Source organism: Neisseria sp. HMSC061B04, from assembly GCF_001836705.1.
In the GTDB taxonomy this organism is placed as follows: Bacteria; Pseudomonadota; Gammaproteobacteria; order Burkholderiales; family Neisseriaceae; genus Neisseria.
In genome coordinates this window covers 17,928-39,313 of the sequence record NZ_KV830189.1, presented here as the reverse complement: position 1 = coordinate 39,313, position 21,386 = coordinate 17,928, and the positions used below count along the sequence as shown (strand labels likewise).

Here is a 21,386-nt window from a genome sequence, read left to right as displayed (position 1 = left end):
TTATTCTTTTCAAGCTATAAATCCAATTTCATGACGGATACGGTTTCCCCGTTGTGCCAAGTCTGGGTGATTTCTTTCCAGCCGAACTTTTCATACACGGCCTGCACATCCGGCGTATAGAGAAACAGATGCGGCAAACCCAGTTTGCGTGCTTTATCCAGACAAAATGAAACCAGCTGCCTGCCTACGCCCAAACCTCGAAACTGCGGCAAAACGAACACATCGCCCAGCCAATATTCGTATTCGGGAAAACACGCCATATCAAACCGCTTCAATGCCGCCGAACCCATCAGCCGCCCTTCCTTATCCACAGCCGCAAACGCCAGCGGCAAGTCATCCCCATCGAGGCACTGCGCGTAATACGCACGGATTTTGTCCAGAGACGACCACGGCGCAAAATCGTGCCATTCCTCAAACAGAGCGAGGGATAAAGGCTCGACAAATTCAGGCTTCAGACGGCATATGTTCATATTGGATCCTCTTGTTGTACCGAATAGGGATAGTTTTTACAGTATAGGCCGTCTGAAAGGTTAACACATTTTAAAAAATCAGCGTAAAACACGATAAACCCGCCGCCAGTCCCATTCAAATCACTTATAATTCTGCCCATACCGCACACAAACAAAAGAAGAACATCATGGCCAAGAAATTTCCCATTTTTCCGAAAAATCCCGAGCGTATCTGCTGGGGTTGCGACAAATACTGCAAAGAAGACGATTTGCAATGCGGCAACGGTTGCGAACGCATCCAACACCCCATCGAGTTGGACGGCCGCGACTGGTATAAAAAAGGCGACTGGAGCAATTTGTTGAGCGAAGAGCAGCAAATCGAACTTGGATTGAAAGAAGCGCCCAAGCCGGCCAAACCGCATATCAAACTGCCTTTGAAAAACAAAACGGCTTAAACAGCATGCCGTAAACAAACGAAATAAAAAGGCCGTCTGAAACCTGAAAAACAGGGTTTCAGACGGCCTTTGCGTTGTCGGATTATGCCTTCACATAATGCACAAACGCGTATTCGATGCCTTTGGCGGAAACATGGTTTTCCCGAGAGGCTTCTTGCCATGTTTCTGTGGAAAACTCAGGAAAAAACGCATCGCCGTCCACATCCAAACCGACTTCGGTCAAGCGCAAATCCGTGGCAATCGGCAGGGCTTGTGCATAAATTTGCGCACCGCCCATGATGATGACTTCTTCAACCCCCTGACACAAAGCCAGTGCATCTTCCAAAGAAGCCGCCGTTTGCGCGCCTTCGGCCTGATAAGCTTGGCGGGTGATGACGATATTTTGACGGCCGGGCAGCGGTTTGCGCGGCAGCGATTCCCATGTTTTGCGGCCCATAATGACGGGTTTGCCGGTGGTGTATGATTTGAAAAAGGCAAAATCTTCGGGCAAATGCCAAGGCATGGTGTTGTTGATGCCGATACAGCGGCGGGCGGCGTAGGCGGCGATAAGGGTGATTTTCGGCATGATAAATAAAATCCGTTTGTAAAATAAAATGATTATAGCGGAGGGGACTTTGAATAGACTGAATACCCGATATTTTAAAAATGTTTCAATATTTATAAAATCAATATTCAAAATGCTTGATTTTGACAAAAATCATTTATTGTTCATTTTTTTAGGGATATGATAAATATCATACCAAATAAAAAGGAAAGGAAAAAATGATGAGAACCCTCCGCATTTCTGCTTTGACGGCTTCCCTGTCTTTGATGTTGGCTGCCTGCGGCGGCGCAACAAGCGGCTTGTCGAATGCCGTTACCGAGCCGCTCAATCCGCATCCGAAGGGCGTGTTATCCGTTGAATTGAACGAATCCGTCCCTGAAAACGGTATGTTGGATCTGACGGCCAACGGTAAAACGCAAACCCTGCAAAAAGGCGGCAAACTCGATACCGGCTTTTTGAAAACCGATAAAGTATCCTCTTACGACTACGCCCAAAAAATCAAGGTAAACGGCCAAGTCATCACTTTGGAAACCGGCGACTTCCAAGTGTATAAACAAAATTATTCCACTGTTGCCGCGCGTTACACCAAACAAAAAGCCGATGACACAGGCAAGCTGCAAAACCTCGATACATACACATTCACTGTCGGCGAGGTACAAGGCGATGAAACTGCGTATCGCAATTTGCCCAAACAAGGCAGCTATCAGTATTCGGGCATCGCGTTTAATGGCGACGACCGCAGCGGCCGTCTGAAATACACCGTCGATTTCGATAAAAAACAAGGTTACGGCAACATCAGCAGCATGGCTTCCCACAATAATGTCGACCTGCTTGCCGCAAGCATTGCCAATAACAACGGCAAAGCCGCCATCAGCGGTAAAACCAGTTTGAACGGTATTGAAAACGGCCGTTACGATTTGAAACTCTTCGGCCCGCAGGCTGAAGAAATTGCCGGTAAGGCGCAAATCAAAGTTGGCGATTCCACCAAAGAAATCGGTTTGGCCGGTAAGAAAGAATAGGAAAAAGGCCGTCTGAAAGGTTCAGACGGCCTTGTTATTATCCAAAAAAGCAACGGCCCAAACCGTTGCTTTTTTCATGGCAACCTAAATTACAGGCTGCCCAAGATAATGCGCAATACGCGGCGCAAAGGTTCGGCAGCACCCCACAAGAGTTGGTCGCCGACAGTGAACGCGCTGATGTATTCGCCGCCCATCTCCAGTTTGCGGATACGGCCGACGGGAACAGACAGCGTGCCGGTAACTTTGGCGGGCGTCAGCTCGTGGATGCTGGCTTCTTTTTCGTTGGGGATGACTTTCACCCAGTCGTTCGCGCCTGCCAAAATCGCTTCGATTTCAGAAACAGGCAGGTCTTTTTTCAGCTTCAGGGTAATGGCTTGGCTGTGGCAGCGCATAGAGCCGATGCGGACGCACAAGCCGTCGATTACGGTCGGATTGTCGCTACGACCGAGGATTTTGTTGGTTTCCACGCCGCCCTTCCATTCTTCTTTGGACTGGCCGTTGCCCAAGTCCACGTCAATCCACGGAATCAGGCTGCCGGCGAGCGGTACGCCGAAGTTGGCTTTCGGATAGTCTTCGCTGCGCAGGAAATCGGACACTTTGCGGTCGATGTCGAGAATCGCACTGGAAGGGTCGGCAAGTTCGTCCGCCACTTGGGCGTGAATCGCGCCCATACCGCTGATGAGTTCGCGCATGTTTTTCGCACCCGCGCCGGAAGCGGCTTGGTAGGTCATGCTGGTTGCCCATTCGACCAAATCGTTTTGGAACAGGCCGCCCAAAGCCATCAGCATCAGGGAAACGGTACAGTTGCCGCCGATGTAGTTTTTCACGCCGTTTTTGAGGCCGTTGTCGATGACGTTGCGGTTGACCGGGTCGAGGACGATAATCGCGTCGTCTTTCATGCGCAGGGAAGAAGCCGCGTCAACCCAGTAGCCGTTCCAGCCGCTGTCGCGCAGGGGTTGGAACACGGATTTGGTGTAATCGCCGCCTTGGCAGGTTACGATGATATCCATTTTTGCCAATTCGGCAACATCGTTGGCATCCAACAATGTTTTGGCCGCCTGATCGAAATCAGGTGCGGCGCCGCCGACGTTGGAAGTAGTAAAGAAAAACGCTTCGGGAATGTGGGCGAAGTCGTTTTCTTCTTTCATACGCTGCATCAAAACAGAGCCGACCATACCGCGCCAGCCGACAAAACCTACTTTCATGTGTTACTCCTTACAAAGAAAATCCGGATAAGTTTATAGTGCATTAACAAAAATCGGAACGGCATCGCCTGCCGCTTTGTTCAGATTTTTGTTAACCCACTATAAAAAAGGGGAAAACAAACGTTTTAACGCCGTCTGCGGAAAATGTAAAGGTTTTTATCGAAAATTTTTAGCATGATGGGAAAATAGGTTAAGATGGCAATGAAATTGCATTTCATTAATGGTACAGAGGAAGATTAAATGAGCGAAATCAATTTGTCGGATTTGCCTCAAACAGAAATAGTAGATGTCCATATTGCTTCAGTATGGTCACGGGTCGCGGCATATTTGTTGAATTATTTATTTAATGTAATTATTTTTTTACCCTATTACTATATTTTATATACTGAGACAGCAGCAATTGCCAAGCAGAAAAATATTGCTTTTACACAAGAGCTTATAATAAGTGTCAGCGAGCGGGCCGATATGACACAGATGCTAGGATTGACCTCTATCGTATATTTAATTGTCGGTATTGTTCAGCTTTATTACATGAGCCGCTATGGTCAATCCTTGGGTAAAAAGATCATGCGTATCCGAGTATTGAAAAGCAATGGCAGCAATCCGGGTTTTCTTGGTACGGTATTGGTACGAGAAGTTGCATGGGGCTTAATTGTACTTGCCATTGTGTTTGCTGCATACTTTGTATTAAAAGGAAACATTTTAATTTATTCACTACTGATTACACTGATCAACTTCATCATGCTCTTCTCGGTCAAACGCGACCGCCGCACGCTCTACGATATGCTGGCCGATACGGTTGTCGTCCAACTGCCGTCGCGCCGATAAATCTCTTTTTTGTGTTAAAATCAGCACTTTCCAACATAGGCCGTCTGAAAAATCGCTTTCAGACGGCCTTTCGACACGCTATTGATTCCATGAAAAAACATTTGTACCGCATTACGCTCGTCAGCATTGCCGCAGCCATTCTTGCCGCCTGTCCGAGCAAAAGCATTAAAAACCTCCCCGAAACCGACACCAGCGTTATCAAAGGCCCCGACCGCCCCACCGGTACGCCCGATCCCGTCGGTACGACAGTGAGCGGGGGAGGAGCAAACTACACCGTAGTTTCCTACAACGAATTGCCACACTGGGACCTCCAACACTTTACCAAAAGCCTGCAGTCTTTCCGTTTAGGCTGTGAAAAACTTAAAAACCGCCAAGGCTGGCAGGACGTTTGTATCCAGGCCATGCAAACGCCGGTGCACCATTTCCAAGCCAAGCACTTTTTCGAGCGCTATTTCACCGCATGGCGCGTCGATAACGGCGGCAATCCTGCCGGCACCATTACCGGCTATTACGAACCGGTCCTGCACGGCGACGACAAATCCACGAGCCAATCCCGTTTCCCTATTTACGGCATTCCGAACGATTTTGTTTCCGTTCCGCTGGCTGCAAACTTGAGGGGCAGCAAAGCCACCGTCCGCATCCGTCAAACCGGCCCAAACAGCGGCGTCATCGACAACAGCGGCACATACACGGCCGATTTGTCCAGATTCCCGATTACAGCACGCAGCACCGCGCTGAAAGGCCGTTTTGAAGGCAGCCGCTTCGTTCCTTACTACACCCGCAGCCAAATCAACGGCGGCGCGCTTAACGGCAAAGCGCCGATTTTGGGTTATGCAGATGATCCGGTCGAACTTTTCTTTATGCACATTCAGGGTTCAGGCCGTCTGAAAACCCCGTCCGGCAAATACATCCGTGTCGGATTTGCCGATAAAAACGAGCATCCGTATGTTTCCATCGGCCGCTATATGGCGGACAAAGGCTATCTGCCGCTGGGTCAGACCAGCATGCAGGGCATTAAGGCCTATATGAAGCAAAACCCCGGCCGCCTTGCCGAAGTTTTGGGACAAAATCCAAGCTACGTCTTCTTCCGCGAGCTGACCGGCAGCGGCGATTCCGGCCCGGTGGGCGCATTGGGTACGCCGTTGATGGGCGAATACGCCGGTGCCATCGACCGCCACTACATCACGCTTGGCGCACCATTATTTGTCGCCACTGCCCATCCGATTACCAAAAAAGCCCTCAACCGCCTGATTATGGCGCAAGACACCGGCAGCGCGATTAAAGGCGCAGTCCGTGTGGATTATTTCTGGGGCTATGGCGACGAGGCAGGCGAAGTGGCCGGCAAAATGAAAACCACCGGCTATGTATGGCAGCTTTTGCCCAACGGCATGAAACCGGAATACCGCCCATAAACAGCGGTTTTAAAAAAGGCCGTCTGAAACCAAGATTCAGGTTTCAGACGGCCTTTTTATTTCGATAAAAATGCGGCAGGTTTTAAAAACCTGCCGCGGTATGGGGACATACAGCTCGGACGGTAAGCCGGGTTCTGTCGCGGACAGTCATTCCTCTAGGCACATCATTGCTGGTGTGCTCAAGCAACCTACCCGAACGCTCGGCGAGCAGCGTCATCGCGTTCTGTTTGGTCTTGCTCCGAATGGGGTTTAGCCTGCTGCGCTTTGTTACCAAATGCACGGTGCGCTCTTACCGCACCTTTTCACCCTTACCTGTTTTGCCCGAAGGCAATCATCGGCGGTATTGCTTTCTGTTCCACTTTCCGTCGCGTTGCCGCGCCCGGCCGTTAGCCGGCATTCTGCTCTGTGGAGCCCGGACTTTCCTCCCCGTATGCCTTACGCGATACGCGGCGACTGTCTGTCCGACCTGTATGAGGTGCGGATTATAACACAGCCGCCATAGGGTTCAGACGGCCTAAATATTTATTTTTTCTTTTTAAATGCTATTTCGGTCAAACCCAATTCCTGTGCTTTTTTGCGGACTGCGGATTCGGGCATTTCGCGTGCCAGGCGGCTGGTGCAGTATTCGGTCATGGTGGTGGCGCAGGCTTTGAAGTTGCCGGTAAAGTCGCTGGCGGCACTCAAAAACGGGATGAGGCGGCCGGCCATGATTTCTTCGGCCGGTGCGTCTGTTTGGGCGGATACGCGTCCGGACTCGACCGCCGAGAAGATTTGTTCGGTAAAGCGTCGGGCGAAGTTTTCTTCTGTTTGGCAGTCTTGGAATGCGGTGTTTTCATGTTGGCAGACAAGGGTAACTTCGCCTTCTGCTTCTTGCAGCGGTTCGGCCAAATCGAGTTTGAGGGTTTGCTTGTCGGTTTGCAGCCAGGCGGTGCGGCCTTGGGTTTTGATGATTTTGCCGTAAACGCCGATGGCATCGTTTTTAGGAATGTTTTTCTGTTCGGCAAGTTGCTGGGCCGAGAATAAGGGGGCTTGTTCGGCAAATGCGCCGCCGGTTTCGTGTTTGAAGTAGGCGGCGAGGTCTTGTTTGATGAGGGCTTGGGTCAGCAGTTTTTCGCCTTCGGTCAGGCGGTGTGCAAAGCCGTGTGTTTTGGGGGCGGATGCGGCATCCGTGGTCTTGGTGTCCGGTGTGCAGGCGCTCAGGAGTAAAAGCAGGGGAAGGATGTATTTCATGGTTGGTCTCTCAACAGGCCGTCTGAATATATGGTTTCAAACGGTCAGCATTGTTTATCGATAACGATAAACCCGACGGGGATAAACGGGATAGGCCGGGTAATTGCGGACGGGTTCGCTGTCTTGATAGATAACGGTCGTCCCGGGTGGGGCGTTGATGGTCACGGTTTTGTTGACAGTGGTTTGCGCGTGGACGGGCAGGTCTAAGACGGCGGTGCGCCCGTACGGAGTCTCGGTATAAACGCACGCGCTTAGAAGCAAGGCGGCACTCAGGACGGCGGTTTTCATGTTTCAGACGGCCTTATTTGAGCAGGTTTTTTAAGGCCAGGCGCACGCCTTCGCCGACTTCCGTGCCTTTGGGAATGCCTTTGGTGGCGGCTTTGGCTTCGCGCTCATTGTAGCCGAGGGCAAGCAGGGTGTTGATGATGTCTTGGCTTTCGTCGGCAACGGCATCAGGGGCAAACAGGCCGTCTGAAACGGTATGGGACACGAGTTTGCCGCGCAGTTCCAACACCATGCGTTCGGCGGTTTTTTTGCCGATACCGGGGGCGGAGGAGAGGCGTTTGACGTCTTCTTCGGCGACGGCTTGCGCCAGCTCGTCGGCATTCATGGCCGACAAAATGCCCAATGCGGTTTTGGCACCGATGCCGCTGACTTTGACCAGTTGGCGGAAGGTGGCGCGTTCCTCGGCCGAGGCAAAACCAAACAGCAAATGCGCGTCTTCGCGGACGACAAGCTGGGTGTAGAGATGGACGGTTTCGCCAACGGGAGGCAGGTTGTAGAAAGTCTGCATGGAAACATCGGCTTCATAACCGACGCCGTTAACGTCGATAACGACCTGCGGTGGATTTTTCTCAATCAATTTGCCTGTGAGCCTGCTGATCATGGTGTTCCCCTGTGATTAAAAAAGGCCGTCTGAAACCTTGCAATCGGGTTTCAGACGGCCTTGTATTGTATCAAACTTCAGCGCTAACGCGGACGAAATCAGATGGCGGACACCAGATTCAGATGACGGGCGCGTTCGCCTGCTTCGGCGGCACGTTCTTGGCTGCTGAACGGACCCATTTTGACAACGTATTCGTAGTTGCGTTTTTCCAGCATGACTTTGCTATCCGACGGCAGGCTTTGTGCGGCTTGGTTCAGATAAGCCTGCGCTTCGCGTTGGGTACCGAAGGATTTCAAATCAACAAAAAATTCTTTGTTGTTTGGGGAAACAATGGTTTGAGCGGCGGTTTGGCCGGGGATGACCTGCTCAACTTTGACGTTGGCCGTGCCTTGGTTGATAAAACCTAATTGTTGGGCGGCGGCTTTGGAAACATCGATGACGCGGTTGCCGTGGAAAGGGCCGCGGTCGTTGACGCGGACGATGACGCTTTTGCCGTTTTGCATATTGGTCACGCGTGCGTAGCTGGGAATAGGGAGGGTTTTGTGGGCGGCGGAGAGGGCGTTCATATTGTAACGCTCGCCGCTGGAAGTTTTACGGCCGTGGAATTGGTTGCCGTACCATGAGGCTTTGCCGGTTTGGCTGAAAGAGGAAACTTGGGTCAGCGGCGTGTAGCGTTTGCCGGCAACTTTGTAACTGCGGTTGGCAGAAGGATGCAGTTTTTCGACTCGGACCACGCTGTCGGCGACGGCGGCATTGATGGAAAGGACGCCGATGGTGGCGGCGGCTAAGGAAAGGAGGTTTTTTTTGGTAAAAGTCAAAACGGGTTCCGTTCTTGAGTTGATAACGCAGCGGTTTCAGACGGCCTGTTGTTATACGCCGCCGGCAAAACCGTTTTGTCGCCATGCTTCAAACAGAATAACGGCGACGGTATTGGAAAGATTCATGCTCCTGCTGCCGGGCATCATCGGCAGACGGATTTTTTGTCCGGCCGGCAGGCTGTCGAGAATCTCGGCAGGCAGGCCGCGTGTTTCGGGACCAAACAGCAACACGTCGCCTTCGCGGAAGGAAACTTCGTCGGGGCGGGTAGAGCCTTTGGTGGTCAGCGCGAAAATGCGGCGGCCTTCGAGTGCCTTGAGGCAGTCTTCGAAATTCTCATGTACCGTCAGTTTGGCAAACTCGTGATAATCCAAACCCGCGCGTTTCATTTTGGACGAATCCAGCGGAAACCCAAGCGGCTTGACCAAGTGCAAATCGGCACCGGTATTGGCGCACAGGCGGATGATATTGCCCGTATTGGGCGGGATTTCGGGTTGGTACAAAACTATGGTAAACATATAAATCAATCACTTATAGAGTGGCATAATGCCGAAATGTTCCATGGGTGTCAAAAACTTTAAGCTATTTTTTCATTGGCGGCCGCGCCAAAGACCAACAACAAATCCAGCCTGCGCCTGATTTTTTCAGCGTTTTCGCCAATTCGTCCAAAGTCGAACCGGTGGTGAAGACATCGTCAATTAACAGAATATTACACGCCTTCGGCAATTCGGCTTTGATTTTAAATGCATTCTTGATATTTCGCCGACGTTCGTCGCTTTTCAGCGTACTTTGCGGCTCGCCATGCCGTCTGAAAACCGCGTGGCGCGGCAGCAGCGTCCAGCCGTAGCGTTTTGCCAAAATATCCGTCAACGCCTCGCTTTGGTTGAATCCGCGCTTGAGCCGCCGCTCTTTGCTCAAAGGCATGGGTAGGACGAAATCGAAGTGTTCCGCCGCCAGCCAGTCCGGTGCGTTTTGGCACATCAAATCCGCCAACGGACGGCTCATGCCCAAGTCGGCCAAGTGTTTCAGCTCGCGTATCATGCTGCTGACGGGCGGTTCGTAATACAGCGAGGCCCACATTCTATCAAATGCGGGCGGCTTTTTCTGGCAACCGCCGCACACCGCCCCGCCCGCGACATGGCGGAAACACAAAGGACAGCTTTGTGCCGCGTTGATAAAATATTCCGTCAAATCGTTTGCGCAGCCTCGGCAAAGGCCGTCTGAAACGGAATCGTGGCATAATACGCAACGTCGCGCATTGAGCCGTTTCAAATTGCGCCACCAAGAAAGAACATTCATGCCACACTCCGCCAAAAAAGTTTATCTGATACACGGTTGGGCGGCGAACCGCCATGTATTCGACGATTTGATACCGCGCCTGCCTGCCGGTTGGGACGTCCGCGCGCTTGATTTGCCCGGACACGGCGATGCGCCTTTTACCGAACCGTTTGATATTGCCGCCGTTGCCGAAGCCTTCGCCGGACAAATCGATACGCCGGCACACATTCTCGGCTGGTCGCTGGGCGGACTGGTTGCCCTGTATCTGACCGCGCTTTATCCCGACAAAATCCAATCGCTCTGCCTGACGGCAAGTTTTGCCCGACTGACTGCCGACACGGATTATCCCGAAGGCTTGGCGCAACCTGCCTTGGGCAAGATGGTCGGCGCATTCCAGCAGGATTATGCCAAACATATTAAACAGTTTCTACAACTGCAACTGCTGCACACGCCCCATTCCGGCGAAATCTTAAACCGGGTGCTGCCCGATTTGGCGCGCTGCGGTACGCCTTCCGCCTTACAGGCCGCACTTGAAGCGGTCAACCATGCCGACGCGCGTCCGCTGTTGCCGCTGATTCAAACGCCGTCATTGCTGGTGTTTGGACAGAAAGACGCCATCACGCCGCCGCGCATGGGCGAATATTTACACCGCCATTTGAGCGACAGCGAGCTGGTCCTTATCGACAAAGCCGCACACGCGCCCTTTTTAAGCCATGCCGACGAATTTGCCGAAATCTACCGCAATTTTGTCGAAAAGGCCGTCTGAAACAGCCTTAAACCATAAAAACATTGTCGGGCAAAGCCCGCTGACACGACCCACCATGACCGAACAAGACAAACGCTGGCAAATTCACCGCCATCTCGCCCAAGACACCGACGAGCGCCTGCAGCTGGTCCGCAATGCACCCAAACGCATCATGCTGATTGGTGCCGATGCCGACATCAGCCGCAGCCTGCTGGCCGCGCGTTATCCCGACGCCGTGTTTGAAGAATACGATCCGAATGCCGAATTTTTGAAAACCGCCGCCGCCGCGCGCAAAGGCGGTTTTTGGCAGAAGCTGACCGGCAAAACCATTCCGCAACATTGCCAAGCCCTGACCGCGCCGCTGCTCGAAGCATCCGCCGATATGTTGTGGGCCAACCTCAGCCTCAGCCGCGCCGACGATATTTTGCCGGTATTGAAAAACTGGGCCGCTGCTTTGAAAACCGACGGATTATTGTTTTTCACGCACTTTGGCCGCGATAGCCTGACCGAGCTGACAGGCCGTCTGAACCATGAAGGCATCGAATGCGAAGCGCCCACGCTGATTGATATGCACGACTTGGGCGATATGCTCGCCGACAACGGCTTTTACGATCCGGTAACCGACACGGCCAAGCTTGAGTTGAGCTATAAAAAAGCCGGGACGTTTTGGCAGGATATGGAAACCTTGGGATTGTGGAATGCGTTGAAGTTCAGCAATCCGCAAGCAGCCAAGGAATGTGTAGATAAGATTTTTGCCGACGAAGGCCGTCTGAACATCACGCTTGAAACCGTGTACGGCCATGCCGTGAAAAAATTGGTGTTGCCTCAAGGGGAGAATGTGGTGCAGTTTTTCCCGAAACGGCAGGGCTAGTTTGGCGGTTGTACCGGTAGGGTTGACACCGCGATTGCATATTGTGAAATGCGGTTTGGCGTTTGTATCGATTGCCTGCGCTGTTTAATATGTATGAAAAAGGCCGTCTGAAAAGTTTTCAGACGGCCTTTTGTTTGATTCCAAATTAAGCCTGTTTGGCAGCCCATTCGGCCGGAGTGGCGGCAACGGAAATCGACAGCGCATGCAATTCGTTGCTTTCGAGTTGTGGCTTGAGGCCGTCTTTAATCAGGCGGTGGCGGGCGAGGCGGGCTTTGCCTTCAAATGAGGAGGAAACGATTACGGCGAAGAAGTGATGGCCGTCGCCTTCGACTTCGACGTGTTCGCAAGGGGTAACGCCTTCAATCAGGGTTTTGACTTGTTCGGGTAAAAGCATGGGGGTTCCTTGGGAAATGGTTTGCTTGTAAAAGAGGGCATTATACCGAATCTTGATAAAAACAGGCCGTCTGAAAAACCAAACTTCGGATTTCAGACGGCCTCGGTCTTTTGAAGCGTCAAATGCTTATTCGTACACTTTCAGCAGCTCGACTTCAAAAATCAAAGTCGCGTGCGGAGGAATCACGCCGCCGGCACCGTGTGCGCCGTAGCCCATTTCGGAAGGAATGGTCAGCTTGCGTTTGCCGCCTTCTTTCATGCCGCCGAAGCCTTCGTCCCAACCTTTAATCACTTGGCCGACGCCCAGGGTGATGGTCAGCGGTTGACGGCGGTCGAGGCTGGAGTCGAATTTGGTGCCGTCTTCCAGCCAGCCGGTGTAATGTACGGTGATTTCTTTGCCTTTGACGGCTTCTTTGCCGTGGCCTTCTTGCAAGTCTTCAATAATCAGGCTCATGATGTTCCTTTCGGATGTATGGTGAAAATCGGCTCAAGATTACCATATTGTGCGCAATCGTGAAACAAAGCCGCCCATATGGCCGGCAACAAAAAGGCCGTCTGAAACGGATTTTCAGACGGCCTTGTTTTATGCTAACCCTTATTTGTTGTCAGGTTGGGATTTGACATCGTGGGAGACGGGCAGCTCAGGCATGGTTCGGGCAGACTCCGGAACATTGCCGGAGAGGGCTTTCAAGAAGGCAACGATGTTTTCAGTGTCTTCCGGAGCCAGAGTTTTACCCAATTGCGCTTTCGCCATGATGTTGACGGCTTTATCCAGTTCCCAAACGCTGCCGTTGTGGAAGTATGGGTAGGTGCGTTCGACATTTCTCAAGCCGGGAACGCGGAAGAAGAATTCGTCTTCAGCTTTTTTGGTTACGTCCGCACGGCCTTTGTCGTGTTTAGGATCGTCGATGTGTTTCCAGTAAGGACCATCCACCAAACCGAATTTTTGGAACATGGCACCGCCCAAGTTGACGCCGTTGTGACAAGCGATACAGCCGTTGTCCATAAATGCGCGTACGCCTTTGCGTTCTTGTTCGCTCAGGGCAGATACGTTGCCTTTCAGGTAGTCGTCCCAACGGGTCGGGGTCAGCAGGGTACGTTCAAACGCGCCCAATGCGGTGGTGATGTTTTTGAAGGAAACCGCGCCGTCTTCAGGGAATGCGGCTTTGAATTTCTCTTGGTATTCAGGAATACCGGCGATTTTGGCGGCGGCATCGGCTTCGGTCGCGTTGGCCATTTCAACTGGGTTGAGCAATGGACCGCCGGCTTGTTCTTCCACATCGGCGGCACGGCCGTCCCAGAATTGGCTGCCCAACAAGGCGGCATTCAGGGCAGTCGGGGAGTTACGGCCGCCGAATTGGCTTTTGTGGCCCGCGCTGGTCGGCATGTTGTCCACGCCGGCAGTTGCCAAGTTGTGGCAAGAGTTACAGCTGACGGTGTTGCCTTTGGACAGGCGGTTTTCGTATCAAAGTTGTTGGCCGAGTTTGACCTGCTCTTCGGTAAACGGACGAACTTTTTGCATTTCGGCTAAGTCAGGCAAAGGTTTGAACGTAGCTTGCGCGCGTTCCAACAGGGTTTTGTCTTCGGCAGAAATATCGGCGGAATTTTGAGGGGCCGAAACGGCGGCGGTGCTTGCGGCAGTATCGGCAGCACTTGCGGCAGAAGCCGCTTGAGGAGTTTCAGTAGTTTGTGCAGTTTTCTCACCGCAGGCGGTCAACGCGGCAGAAACGGCCAAGGCCAGAACGATTTGGTGGAGTTTCAAACGTGGCATAGGAGGTTCCTTTATTATGCATTTGTTATGTAATGGTTTGCTGGTTGCGACAGCAGTATTTGAACTATATGAGATAAGTTGCTTTTGATTCTTGCTGTAAATCAACCTTTTATTTTTGATAAATTTTGAAAATATAACCGATAGAGAATTTTATACTATGAAACTTTTTTATTGTTTTTTTACAATTAGTTAATGTTTTTAAGGCCGTCTGAAAAAACAAAATTCAGACGGCCTTTTAGTTTTTATTGATTACGTTCGTTATTTTATTTTAAAAAATCTTAATAATTATAGGATTATTAAAAAATGAAAATAATTTGCGTTATTAAGCGTAAAGCGTTATAAATGCGTTAACAAATGAACGTTTCACTTTAGAGTTTTTTATGCTGATTGCTTTTTTGATTATGCTGCGCGAGGGCATCGAAGCCGCCCTGATCGTCGGCATTGTTGCCAGTTTTTTAAAACAGTCGGGACACAGCGAGCTGATGCCGAAGGTTTGGCTGGGCGTGTTTTTGGCTGCGGCCATGTGTTTGGGTATCGGTTACGGCATTCATTCCGTTACGGGCGAGATTCCGCAAAAAGAACAGGAATTGGTGGTCGGCGTCATCGGCCTGGTGGCCGTGGCGATGCTGACGTACATGATTTTGTGGATGAAGAAGGCCGCGCGTTCGATGAAACAGCATCTTCAGGATTCTGTTCAGACGGCCTTGAACCACGGCAGCGGCCAGGGCTGGGCCTTGGTCGGCATGGCGTTTTTGGCCGTGGCGCGCGAAGGTTTGGAAAGCGTGTTTTTCCTGCTTGCCGTGTTCCAGCAAAGCCCGACGTGGTCTATGCCGATAGGCGCGGTATTGGGGCTGCTGGCGGCGGTTGTCATCGGTACGCTGATTTATCAGGGCGGTATGCGCCTGAACTTGGCGAAGTTTTTCCGTTGGACGGGCGCGTTTTTGATTGTGGTGGCGGCCGGTCTGTTGGCCGGTTCGTTTCGTGCGCTGCATGAGGCTGGCGTATGGAATGCGATGCAGGACATCGCTTTCGACACCTCGAAATATTTGCATGAAGACAGCCCTTTAGGCGTGCTGCTCGGCGGTTTCTTCGGCTATACCGACCATCCGACCGAAGGCGAAGTCCTGATTTGGCTGCTGTATCTGGTTCCCGTCATGATTTGGTTTTTGCGCGGCAGCGCTCCGGCAAAAACGTTAACTAAATTAACTAAATAAGAAGGAAGTAAAATGAAAAAATTCAATCTGACTGCTTTGTCTGTAATGCTGGCTCTGGGTTTGACTGCGTGTCAGCCGCCTGAAGCCGAAAAAGCCGCGCCTGCCGCTTCAGGTGCATCCGCTGCCGCCAATGCCGACGGTTCGGTCAATATCGGTGTGAACGATACTGCCTGCGAACCGATGGAATTGACCGTCCCCAGCGGCCAAGTCGTGTTCAACATCAAAAACGACAGCGGCCGCAAGCTGGAATGGGAAATCCTGAAAGGCGTGATGGTGGTGGACGAGCGTGAAAACATCGCCCCGGGTTTATCCGACAAAATGACCGTTACCCTGCTGCCGGGCGAATACGAAATGACTTGCGGCCTGTTGACCAATCCGCGCGGTAAGCTGATTGTTACCGACAGCGGCTTCAAAGACACTGCCAACGAAGCCGATTTGGAAAAACTGGCGCAACCTTTGGCCGACTATAAAGCTTACGTTCAAGGCGAGGTTAAAGAGCTGGTGGCGAAAACCAAAACCTTTACCGAAGCCGTTAAAGCCGGCGACATTGAAAAGGCCAAATCCCTGTTTGCCGCCACCCGCGTCCATTACGAACGCATCGAACCGATTGCCGAGCTTTTCAGCGAACTCGACCCCGTCATCGATGCGCGTGAAGACGACTTCAAAGACGGCGCGAAAGATGCCGGGTTTACTGGGTTCCACCGTATCGAACACGCCCTTTGGGTAGAAAAAGACGTATCCGGCGTGAAGGAAATTGCAGCGAAACTGATGACCGATGTCGAAGCACTGCAAAAAGAAATCGACGCATTGGCGTTTCCTCCGGGTAAGGTGGTCGGCGGCGCGTCCGAACTGATTGAAGAAGTGGCCGGCAGCAAAATCAGCGGCGAAGAAGACCGTTACAGCCATACCGACTTGAGCGACTTCCAAGCTAATGTGGAAGGCTCCAAAAAAATCGTTGATTTGTTCCGTCCGCTGATCGAAGCCAAAGACAAAGCGTTGTTGGAAAAAACCGATGCCAACTTCAAACAGGTTGAAGACATTTTGGCGAAATACAAAACCCCGAACGGTTTCGAGCTGTACGACAAATTGAGCGAAGAAGACCGCAAAGCCCTGCAGGCGCCGATTAATGCCTTGGCAGAAGATTTGGCCAAACTGCGCGGCATTTTGGGTTTGAAATAAGATAACGCGTTTTCAGGCGGCCTTTGGATATTGAAAGGCCGTCTGAATCTTATTGTCTCCCACACAAAATATGCTTGAAAACCAACCTTACTTCACACGATTGCAATCTTTCCGTTCCCTGCCAAGGAGCAGACCATGAGCCAAAACAAACAACCGGCACAACCCGAAAAACGAACCCTTTTCAAAACTGCCCTTGCCGCCGGCGCTATCGGCGTTGCCGGTTATTTTGCCGGTAAAAAACAAGGCGAGGCTGCCGCCGAAACCCAAAACAACCAACATTCCGAGCTGGCCTATCCGTGTTATGGCGAGCATCAGGCAGGCATCGTCACGCCACACCAGCTCTTCGGCATCATGTGTGCCTTTGACGTTACCGCCAAAGACGCCAAACAACTTGAGAACCTGTTCCGCGCCCTGACCGCCCGCATCGAATTCCTCACCCAAGGCGGCGAATACCAAGACGGCGACGACAAGCTCCCGCCTGCAGGCAGCGGCATCCTCGGCAAACAATTCCGCCCCGACGGACTGACAGTTACCGTCGGTGTCGGCAGCAGCCTCTTTGACGACCGCTTCGGCCTCAAAGACAAAAAGCCGAAACACCTGCAGGAAATGCGCGACTTCCCCAACGACAAACTCCAAAAATCTTGGTGCGACGGCGACCTCAGCCTGCAAATTTGCGCATTCTCCCCCGAAACCTGCCAAGCCGCCCTGCGCGACATCATCAAAAATACCGCCCAGTTTGCCGTCATCCGCTGGAGCATAGACGGTTGGCTCCCTAAAGCCGAACCCGGCGCCATTGCCGCGCGCAACCTTTTAGGTTTCCGCGACGGCTCCGGCAATCCCAAAGTCGAAGATCCCAAAGTCGCCGATCAAGTCCTGTGGACAGGCGTTGCCGCCAACAGCTTGGACGAACCGGCATGGACGAAAAACGGCAGCTATCAGGCCGTCCGCCTCATCCGCCACTTTGTCGAGTTTTGGGACCGCACCCCGATGCAGGAACAAACCGATATTTTCGGCCGGCGCAAATACAGCGGCGCGCCCATGGACGGTAAAAAAGAGGGCGACACCGCCGATTTCGCCAAAGACCCCGACGGCAAAATCACGCCCAAAGACAGCCATATGCGCCTTGCCAATCCGCGCGATCCGGAGTTCATGAAAAAACACCTGCTCTACCGCCGCGCCTTCAACTACTCGCGCGGCCTCGCCGCCAACGGCCAGCTCGACGTCGGCCTGATTTTCATCTGCTATCAGGCCAACCTGGCCGACGGCTTCATCTTCGTGCAAAACCTGCTTAACGGCGAGCCGCTGGAGGAATACATCAGCCCGTTTGGCGGCGGCTATTTCTTCGTCCTGCCGGGTGTCGAAAAAGGCAGCTTCCTCGGCAAAGAGCTTTTGGGCGTATAAATCCGCCGATGGTTTGAATAGATAATAAAAAGGCCGTCTGAAACCTGATTTCCAGATTTCAGACGGCCTGTGTTTTTTCTATCAAACCAAATGTTCCGCCAAGAAAGCCAATGCGTATTCGACGGCTTGCGCCCTTACTGCTTCGCGGTCGCCTGTGAAAAGCGCGGTTTGCTCAAACGAACCTTCGGGCGTGGCCAGGCCGAACCAGACTGTACCGACCGGTTTGGCCGCGCTGCCGCCGCTAGGGCCGGCGATGCCGGAAATACTCAAGGCGTAATCTGCCTGCGCCACGGCTTTTGCGCCGCGTGCCATTTCATAGACGGTTTCGCGGCTGACCGCGCCGTGTTTCAGCAAGGTATCGGGCATGACGCCGAGGCGGTCTTGTTTGGCTTGGTTGCTGTATGTGACGAAGCTTTGGTGAAACCATTGCGAGCTACCGGAGAGGGAGGTCAGCGCACCGGCAAGCAGACCGCCGGTGCAGGACTCGGCGCAGGTAACGGTTTGACGGCGGCTGGTCAGGTGTTCGGCGATGGTTTGCAGATGGGACATGGCGGCTCCTTATGGAAAAGGGTGGAATGGGGCGGGCGTTTGACCCGCCGGGTTTCAGACGGCCTGAAAGCTGAAATCAGTCTTTCGGCTGAATGAGGTGGACATCACATTGTGGGAATGGGATGTTGATGTTGGTGGCACGCAGGTTTTCAACCACTTGCTCGTTCAGGGCGAATCGGAATGGGCCGAGATTTTCTTCTTGCGTCCACGCCCAAAGGGTAATTTCGATGGCGCTGTCGCCAAGGTTGGTAATGTATACGACGGCAGGTCGTTCTTCGGTTTGAACACACAATGGATGCTCGGTTGCCGCTCTCAATACGGCGGCTTTGGCGGCTTTCAAGTCGCAGGCGTAGTCGACGCCGACAACGACTTGGGCGCGGCACAGGGGCAGGGAGGAGCGGTTGGTGATGCTGTTGGTCATGACCACGCTGTTGGGCAGGACGACTTCTTCGTTGTCCGGCGTACTCAAAGAGGTCTGCACCATTTTGATTTCGCGGACGATACCTTCAAAACCGTTGACACGGATAAAGTCGCCGACTTTAAATGGGCGGAACAGGATAATCAGCGCGCCGGCGGCGAAGTTGGACAGTTGGTCTTTCAAAGACAAAGCCACGGCCAAGCCTGCGCCACCGATCAGGGCGGTCACGGAAGTGGTCGGGATACCGAGTTTGCCCAGTGCGGCGATGATGACGAGGATCAGCAGGCCGATGTTGGCGACGTTGCCGAGGAAGCTGACCAGTGTTTTATCGACTTTGGCGCGAGTCAGCGCGGCTTTCATCAGTGTCACCACGCGCGTGGCGACCCAGCGGCCGATAAAGAAGATGGCCAAGGCGGCCAGCAGGTTGGTACCGAAAGACATGCCGGTTTGGGCGAGTTGTTCCCAGCCGGAAAACGAAGAGAGGACTTGAAGATCGAAATTCATAATTGTGTGTGCGTGTGAAGTTGTTTAAAAGGTTATTGTAAAACAAGGCCGTCTGGAAAACTAATGATTTGTTTTTTCAGACGGCCTTGATGTGTTTTTAAGTTTTTCGGTTTAACGTAAAACGGTTTTGCTCCAACGGCTCACCCATTGTTTTTGCTTGGTGTTGATGTCGGCGCGATTGGGGGAATCGCTGTGTTGCGGGGTTTGGGCAAACTCGAATACTTTGGGCAGCGGCGTGTTTTTGACTGCCGGATAGACCCACATTTCGGCAGGCAGGGCTTTTTGCACTTCGCCGCTTTGCAGCCAGCTCACCAGTTTGGCCGCCAGCTCGGGCTGTTTTGCGCCTTTCAAAACGGCCGCGCCTTCAACTTGGCGGAATGTGCCGCCTTTGAGGAAGAGGTTGCCGGTGGGCGGAGTGCTGTATTTGCCTTTGGAGTAGTGGACTTCGGCAGCCGGGCTGGTGGCATAGCTGACCACGAGGGGATAAGCGCCGCCGTTTTGGGTGAAGTCGGTGTAGTAGGCTTCGCTCCAGCCTTTGGCGACTTTTACGCCGTTTTGGCGCATTTGCGCCCACCATTTGAACGCGCCTTCCTCACCCATGCCGCCGATGTTGGCCAAGAGGAAGGAGAGGCCGGGTGATGATGTGGCGGGAGACGGGGTTACCAGAAGGTTTTTATATTCCGGTTTGGTCAAATCTTGCAGGGTTTGCGGCAGGGGCAGTTTTTTCTGTTCAAACCATTTTTTGTCGTAGTTGATGGCGACATAGGCGTAATCGACGGCCAGTGCATCGGGCAGGGAAGCGGTTACGGGCGCGGATTTGGGTTGGTTGGCAGCGAGGATGCCGGCGGCTTTGGCTTTGCCGATGTTGGCGTTGTCCAAACCGTAAACCGCATCGGCAATCGGGTTGGCCTTGCTCAAAATCAGCTTGTTGAGCATTTCGTTGCCGCTGCCTGCCTTGATGACGGACACTTTGGCATCGTTGGCTTTTTCAAATTGCGCGATGACGGATGGGGGCAGGCTGAAGGATTTGTGCACGGCCAAACGCACTTCGGTTTGTGCGTACAGGTTTGCCGAAGCCAACAACAGGGCCACGGCGGACAATTTCAGTTTCATTCTCTTTCCTTTCTACGAGTAAAATACGAAATATCATAACAAAATCTGCATATCAAGGCACGATATGAATCATTCTCCCGTTTGGCTGTTTGACCTCGACAACACTTTGCACAATGCCGAAGCAGGCATTTTCTACATTATCAACCGTGCCATGACCGAATACATAGCAGGCCGTCTGAAACTTTCCGAAGAAGCCGCATCCCACCTGCGCCAAGATTATTGGCACCGATACGGCGCGACGCTTGCCGGTTTGCAAATCCACCATCCCGAAGTCGATATCGATGAATTTTTGCGTGAAAGTCACCCGCTTAAGCAAATTTTGGCAAAGGTGGAGGGTATGGATGGAACTGATGACGTTTTAGGCCGTCTGAAAGGGCGAAAAGCCGTATTTTCCAACGGGCCTTCGTTTTATGTCCGCGCATTGGTTGAAGCATTGGGCTTGGAAGCGCATTTTGACGGCTTGTTCGGCACGGACGACTTCGGCCTGCTCTACAAACCCAATCCGCAAGCCTATCTCAACGTCTGCCGCCTGTTGGGCGTCAAACCCGAACAGTGCATTATGGTGGACGACAGCGCCGACAATCTGCACCAAGCCAAAGCCTTGGGCATGAAGACCGTTTGGTACGGCGAAAAAGCCCATCCGCTGCCATTTGCCGACGGCATAGCGAAAGATATGCAGGGCTTGCTTGATTTTGCACAAAACCTGCCATGAAATTTTTAAAAATCAAGTACAATACACGGTATTGCCGACATTTAAAAACAAGGACAACATCATGCGTAAACTCGCTTTAATCCTGACCGCCGCCGCCGTTTTGGCCGGTTGCTCTTGGGAAACCTACACCACCGAATCCGGCCGTACCGCCGTACGCCAAAAATATGCTACCGGCACGCCTATCGTTTATCAGGACGGTACTTATTCTAAAAACATGAATTACAACCAATTCCGCCCAGAGCGCCGCGCCGTCCAATCCAATCAAGCGGAACACGCTGAACGCGGCCAAAACTGGCAAAAACCGCAATTTGCCAACCAACAGCCAGCAACCGAATAACAATATCCCCAAGGCCGTCTGAACTTTTCAGACGGCCTCAAACAACGACAACGGAAA

The 21,386-nt window shown here is 52.4% G+C and carries 25 protein-coding genes, 1 other RNA gene and 1 pseudogene; 11 read left to right on the top strand and 16 right to left on the bottom strand.

The genetic code is table 11. The features are described from left to right. Window positions 1–14 precede the first annotated feature (14 nt). Window positions 15–470 carry a GNAT family N-acetyltransferase gene (locus HMPREF2661_RS04885; protein WP_003747729.1) on the bottom strand — a complete coding sequence of 152 codons (456 nt, stop codon included), beginning with the start codon at window positions 468–470 and terminating at the stop codon, window positions 15–17. Window positions 471–637: 167 nt separating this feature from the next. Between HMPREF2661_RS04885 and HMPREF2661_RS04880 the strand changes: the two genes are divergently transcribed. Further along, window positions 638–904, top strand: a complete 267-nt coding sequence (locus HMPREF2661_RS04880) for a DUF3079 domain-containing protein (protein WP_003686685.1) — start codon at window positions 638–640, stop codon at window positions 902–904. Window positions 905–986: 82 nt separating this feature from the next. Here the strand turns inward: HMPREF2661_RS04880 and HMPREF2661_RS04875 are convergent, their stop codons facing one another. Beyond that, window positions 987–1,469 carry a dihydrofolate reductase gene (locus HMPREF2661_RS04875; protein ID WP_003747727.1) on the bottom strand — a complete coding sequence of 161 codons (483 nt, stop codon included), beginning with the start codon at window positions 1,467–1,469 and terminating at the stop codon, window positions 987–989. 197 nt (window positions 1,470–1,666) lie between these two features. Between HMPREF2661_RS04875 and HMPREF2661_RS04870 the strand changes: the two genes are divergently transcribed. Further along, window positions 1,667–2,467, top strand: a complete 801-nt coding sequence (locus HMPREF2661_RS04870; protein WP_234398653.1) for a factor H-binding protein — start codon at window positions 1,667–1,669, stop codon at window positions 2,465–2,467. A gap of 89 nt (window positions 2,468–2,556) precedes the next feature. Here HMPREF2661_RS04870 and asd read toward each other — a convergent pair whose 3' ends face one another. After that, window positions 2,557–3,672: an aspartate-semialdehyde dehydrogenase gene (asd, locus tag HMPREF2661_RS04865; protein WP_049322990.1), complete on the bottom strand. Its 1,116-nt coding sequence runs from the start codon at window positions 3,670–3,672 to the stop codon at window positions 2,557–2,559. Window positions 3,673–3,912: 240 nt separating this feature from the next. On the opposite strand from asd, the gene HMPREF2661_RS04860 reads away from it, so the two are divergent. Both HMPREF2661_RS04860 and HMPREF2661_RS04855 read left to right on the top strand, forming a co-directional pair. Continuing rightward, window positions 3,913–4,500, top strand: a complete 588-nt coding sequence (locus tag HMPREF2661_RS04860; RefSeq protein ID WP_049322989.1) for an RDD family protein — start codon at window positions 3,913–3,915, stop codon at window positions 4,498–4,500. Between the two features lie 89 nt (window positions 4,501–4,589). Next, on the top strand, window positions 4,590–5,912 hold the full coding sequence (locus HMPREF2661_RS04855) for a murein transglycosylase A (RefSeq protein WP_036492465.1): 1,323 nt from the start codon (window positions 4,590–4,592) through the stop codon (window positions 5,910–5,912). A gap of 107 nt (window positions 5,913–6,019) precedes the next feature. Here HMPREF2661_RS04855 and rnpB read toward each other — a convergent pair. From rnpB to HMPREF2661_RS04820, 7 genes are all read right to left on the bottom strand, one after another. Next, an RNA gene (gene rnpB, locus HMPREF2661_RS04850) (RNase P RNA component class A) lies at window positions 6,020–6,381 on the bottom strand. Between the two features lie 53 nt (window positions 6,382–6,434). Beyond that, window positions 6,435–7,142: a hypothetical protein gene (locus tag HMPREF2661_RS04845; protein ID WP_049322988.1), complete on the bottom strand. Its 708-nt coding sequence runs from the start codon at window positions 7,140–7,142 to the stop codon at window positions 6,435–6,437. Between the two features lie 54 nt (window positions 7,143–7,196). After that, window positions 7,197–7,430 carry a hypothetical protein gene (locus tag HMPREF2661_RS04840; protein ID WP_049322987.1) on the bottom strand — a complete coding sequence of 78 codons (234 nt, stop codon included), beginning with the start codon at window positions 7,428–7,430 and terminating at the stop codon, window positions 7,197–7,199. Window positions 7,431–7,443: 13 nt separating this feature from the next. Beyond that, window positions 7,444–8,028, bottom strand: a complete 585-nt coding sequence (gene ruvA, locus HMPREF2661_RS04835) for a Holliday junction branch migration protein RuvA (RefSeq protein WP_049322986.1) — start codon at window positions 8,026–8,028, stop codon at window positions 7,444–7,446. A 98-nt stretch (window positions 8,029–8,126) separates the two neighbouring features. Continuing rightward, a complete protein-coding gene (locus tag HMPREF2661_RS04830; protein ID WP_070822559.1) occupies window positions 8,127–8,846 on the bottom strand; it encodes a septal ring lytic transglycosylase RlpA family protein in 720 nt (239 codons plus the stop codon). A gap of 51 nt (window positions 8,847–8,897) precedes the next feature. Next, the gene (trmL, locus tag HMPREF2661_RS04825; RefSeq protein WP_036492475.1) at window positions 8,898–9,362 is read right to left on the bottom strand and encodes a tRNA (uridine(34)/cytosine(34)/5-carboxymethylaminomethyluridine(34)-2'-O)-methyltransferase TrmL; all 465 of its coding nucleotides are present in this window, start codon (window positions 9,360–9,362) and stop codon (window positions 8,898–8,900) included. 64 nt (window positions 9,363–9,426) lie between these two features. Further along, on the bottom strand, window positions 9,427–10,143 hold the full coding sequence (locus tag HMPREF2661_RS04820; protein WP_070822557.1) for a ComF family protein: 717 nt from the start codon (window positions 10,141–10,143) through the stop codon (window positions 9,427–9,429). Here HMPREF2661_RS04820 and bioH point away from each other — a divergent pair. Both bioH and HMPREF2661_RS04810 read left to right on the top strand, forming a co-directional pair. After that, window positions 10,142–10,888 (top strand): pimeloyl-ACP methyl ester esterase BioH, encoded by a 747-nt coding sequence (gene bioH / locus HMPREF2661_RS04815; protein WP_070822556.1) that lies wholly within the window; start codon window positions 10,142–10,144, stop codon window positions 10,886–10,888. The two genes, HMPREF2661_RS04820 and bioH, sit on opposite strands and share 2 nt — an antisense overlap. Window positions 10,889–10,943: 55 nt before the next feature. After that, complete coding sequence (locus HMPREF2661_RS04810) at window positions 10,944–11,738, top strand: class I SAM-dependent methyltransferase (protein ID WP_070822555.1); 795 nt, start codon at window positions 10,944–10,946, stop codon at window positions 11,736–11,738. A gap of 145 nt (window positions 11,739–11,883) precedes the next feature. Here the strand turns inward: HMPREF2661_RS04810 and HMPREF2661_RS04805 are convergent, their stop codons facing one another. The 3 genes and pseudogenes from HMPREF2661_RS04805 to HMPREF2661_RS04795 all read right to left on the bottom strand — a co-directional run bounded on the left by HMPREF2661_RS04805 (window position 11,884) and on the right by HMPREF2661_RS04795 (window position 13,902). Further along, window positions 11,884–12,132 (bottom strand): BolA family protein, encoded by a 249-nt coding sequence (locus HMPREF2661_RS04805; RefSeq protein ID WP_003686612.1) that lies wholly within the window; start codon window positions 12,130–12,132, stop codon window positions 11,884–11,886. Window positions 12,133–12,258: 126 nt separating this feature from the next. Then, on the bottom strand, window positions 12,259–12,588 hold the full coding sequence (locus tag HMPREF2661_RS04800; RefSeq protein ID WP_094192864.1) for an FKBP-type peptidyl-prolyl cis-trans isomerase: 330 nt from the start codon (window positions 12,586–12,588) through the stop codon (window positions 12,259–12,261). Window positions 12,589–12,726: 138 nt separating this feature from the next. Next, window positions 12,727–13,902: pseudogene (locus HMPREF2661_RS04795) on the bottom strand (cytochrome-c peroxidase). 380 nt (window positions 13,903–14,282) lie between these two features. Here HMPREF2661_RS04795 and efeU point away from each other — a divergent pair. The 3 genes from efeU (at window position 14,283) to efeB (ending at window position 17,696) form a co-directional block, all read left to right on the top strand. Beyond that, on the top strand, window positions 14,283–15,116 hold the full coding sequence (gene efeU, locus HMPREF2661_RS04790; RefSeq protein ID WP_004519216.1) for an iron uptake transporter permease EfeU: 834 nt from the start codon (window positions 14,283–14,285) through the stop codon (window positions 15,114–15,116). 12 nt (window positions 15,117–15,128) lie between these two features. Then, a complete protein-coding gene (gene efeO / locus HMPREF2661_RS04785) occupies window positions 15,129–16,295 on the top strand; it encodes an iron uptake system protein EfeO (RefSeq protein ID WP_004519217.1) in 1,167 nt (388 codons plus the stop codon). A gap of 135 nt (window positions 16,296–16,430) precedes the next feature. After that, window positions 16,431–17,696: an iron uptake transporter deferrochelatase/peroxidase subunit gene (gene efeB, locus HMPREF2661_RS04780; RefSeq protein WP_003747690.1), complete on the top strand. Its 1,266-nt coding sequence runs from the start codon at window positions 16,431–16,433 to the stop codon at window positions 17,694–17,696. An 81-nt stretch (window positions 17,697–17,777) separates the two neighbouring features. On the opposite strand, the gene HMPREF2661_RS04775 is transcribed toward efeB, so the two are convergent. The 3 genes from HMPREF2661_RS04775 to HMPREF2661_RS04765 all read right to left on the bottom strand — a co-directional run bounded on the left by HMPREF2661_RS04775 (window position 17,778) and on the right by HMPREF2661_RS04765 (window position 20,280). Further along, window positions 17,778–18,245 (bottom strand): CinA family protein, encoded by a 468-nt coding sequence (locus HMPREF2661_RS04775; RefSeq protein ID WP_070822553.1) that lies wholly within the window; start codon window positions 18,243–18,245, stop codon window positions 17,778–17,780. Between the two features lie 76 nt (window positions 18,246–18,321). After that, entirely contained in the window at window positions 18,322–19,167 is an 846-nt protein-coding gene (locus HMPREF2661_RS04770) for a mechanosensitive ion channel family protein (RefSeq protein ID WP_070822551.1), read from the bottom strand. A gap of 111 nt (window positions 19,168–19,278) precedes the next feature. After that, window positions 19,279–20,280 carry a thiamine ABC transporter substrate-binding protein gene (locus HMPREF2661_RS04765; protein WP_070822549.1) on the bottom strand — a complete coding sequence of 334 codons (1,002 nt, stop codon included), beginning with the start codon at window positions 20,278–20,280 and terminating at the stop codon, window positions 19,279–19,281. Window positions 20,281–20,344: 64 nt separating this feature from the next. Between HMPREF2661_RS04765 and HMPREF2661_RS04760 the strand changes: the two genes are divergently transcribed. Next, on the top strand, window positions 20,345–20,992 hold the full coding sequence (locus HMPREF2661_RS04760) for a pyrimidine 5'-nucleotidase (protein ID WP_049322974.1): 648 nt from the start codon (window positions 20,345–20,347) through the stop codon (window positions 20,990–20,992). 61 nt (window positions 20,993–21,053) lie between these two features. Continuing rightward, window positions 21,054–21,329, top strand: coding sequence for a membrane lipoprotein lipid attachment site-containing protein (locus HMPREF2661_RS04755; protein ID WP_049323028.1), 276 nt, complete (start codon window positions 21,054–21,056; stop codon window positions 21,327–21,329). The last annotated feature ends 57 nt before the right edge of the window (window positions 21,330–21,386 follow it).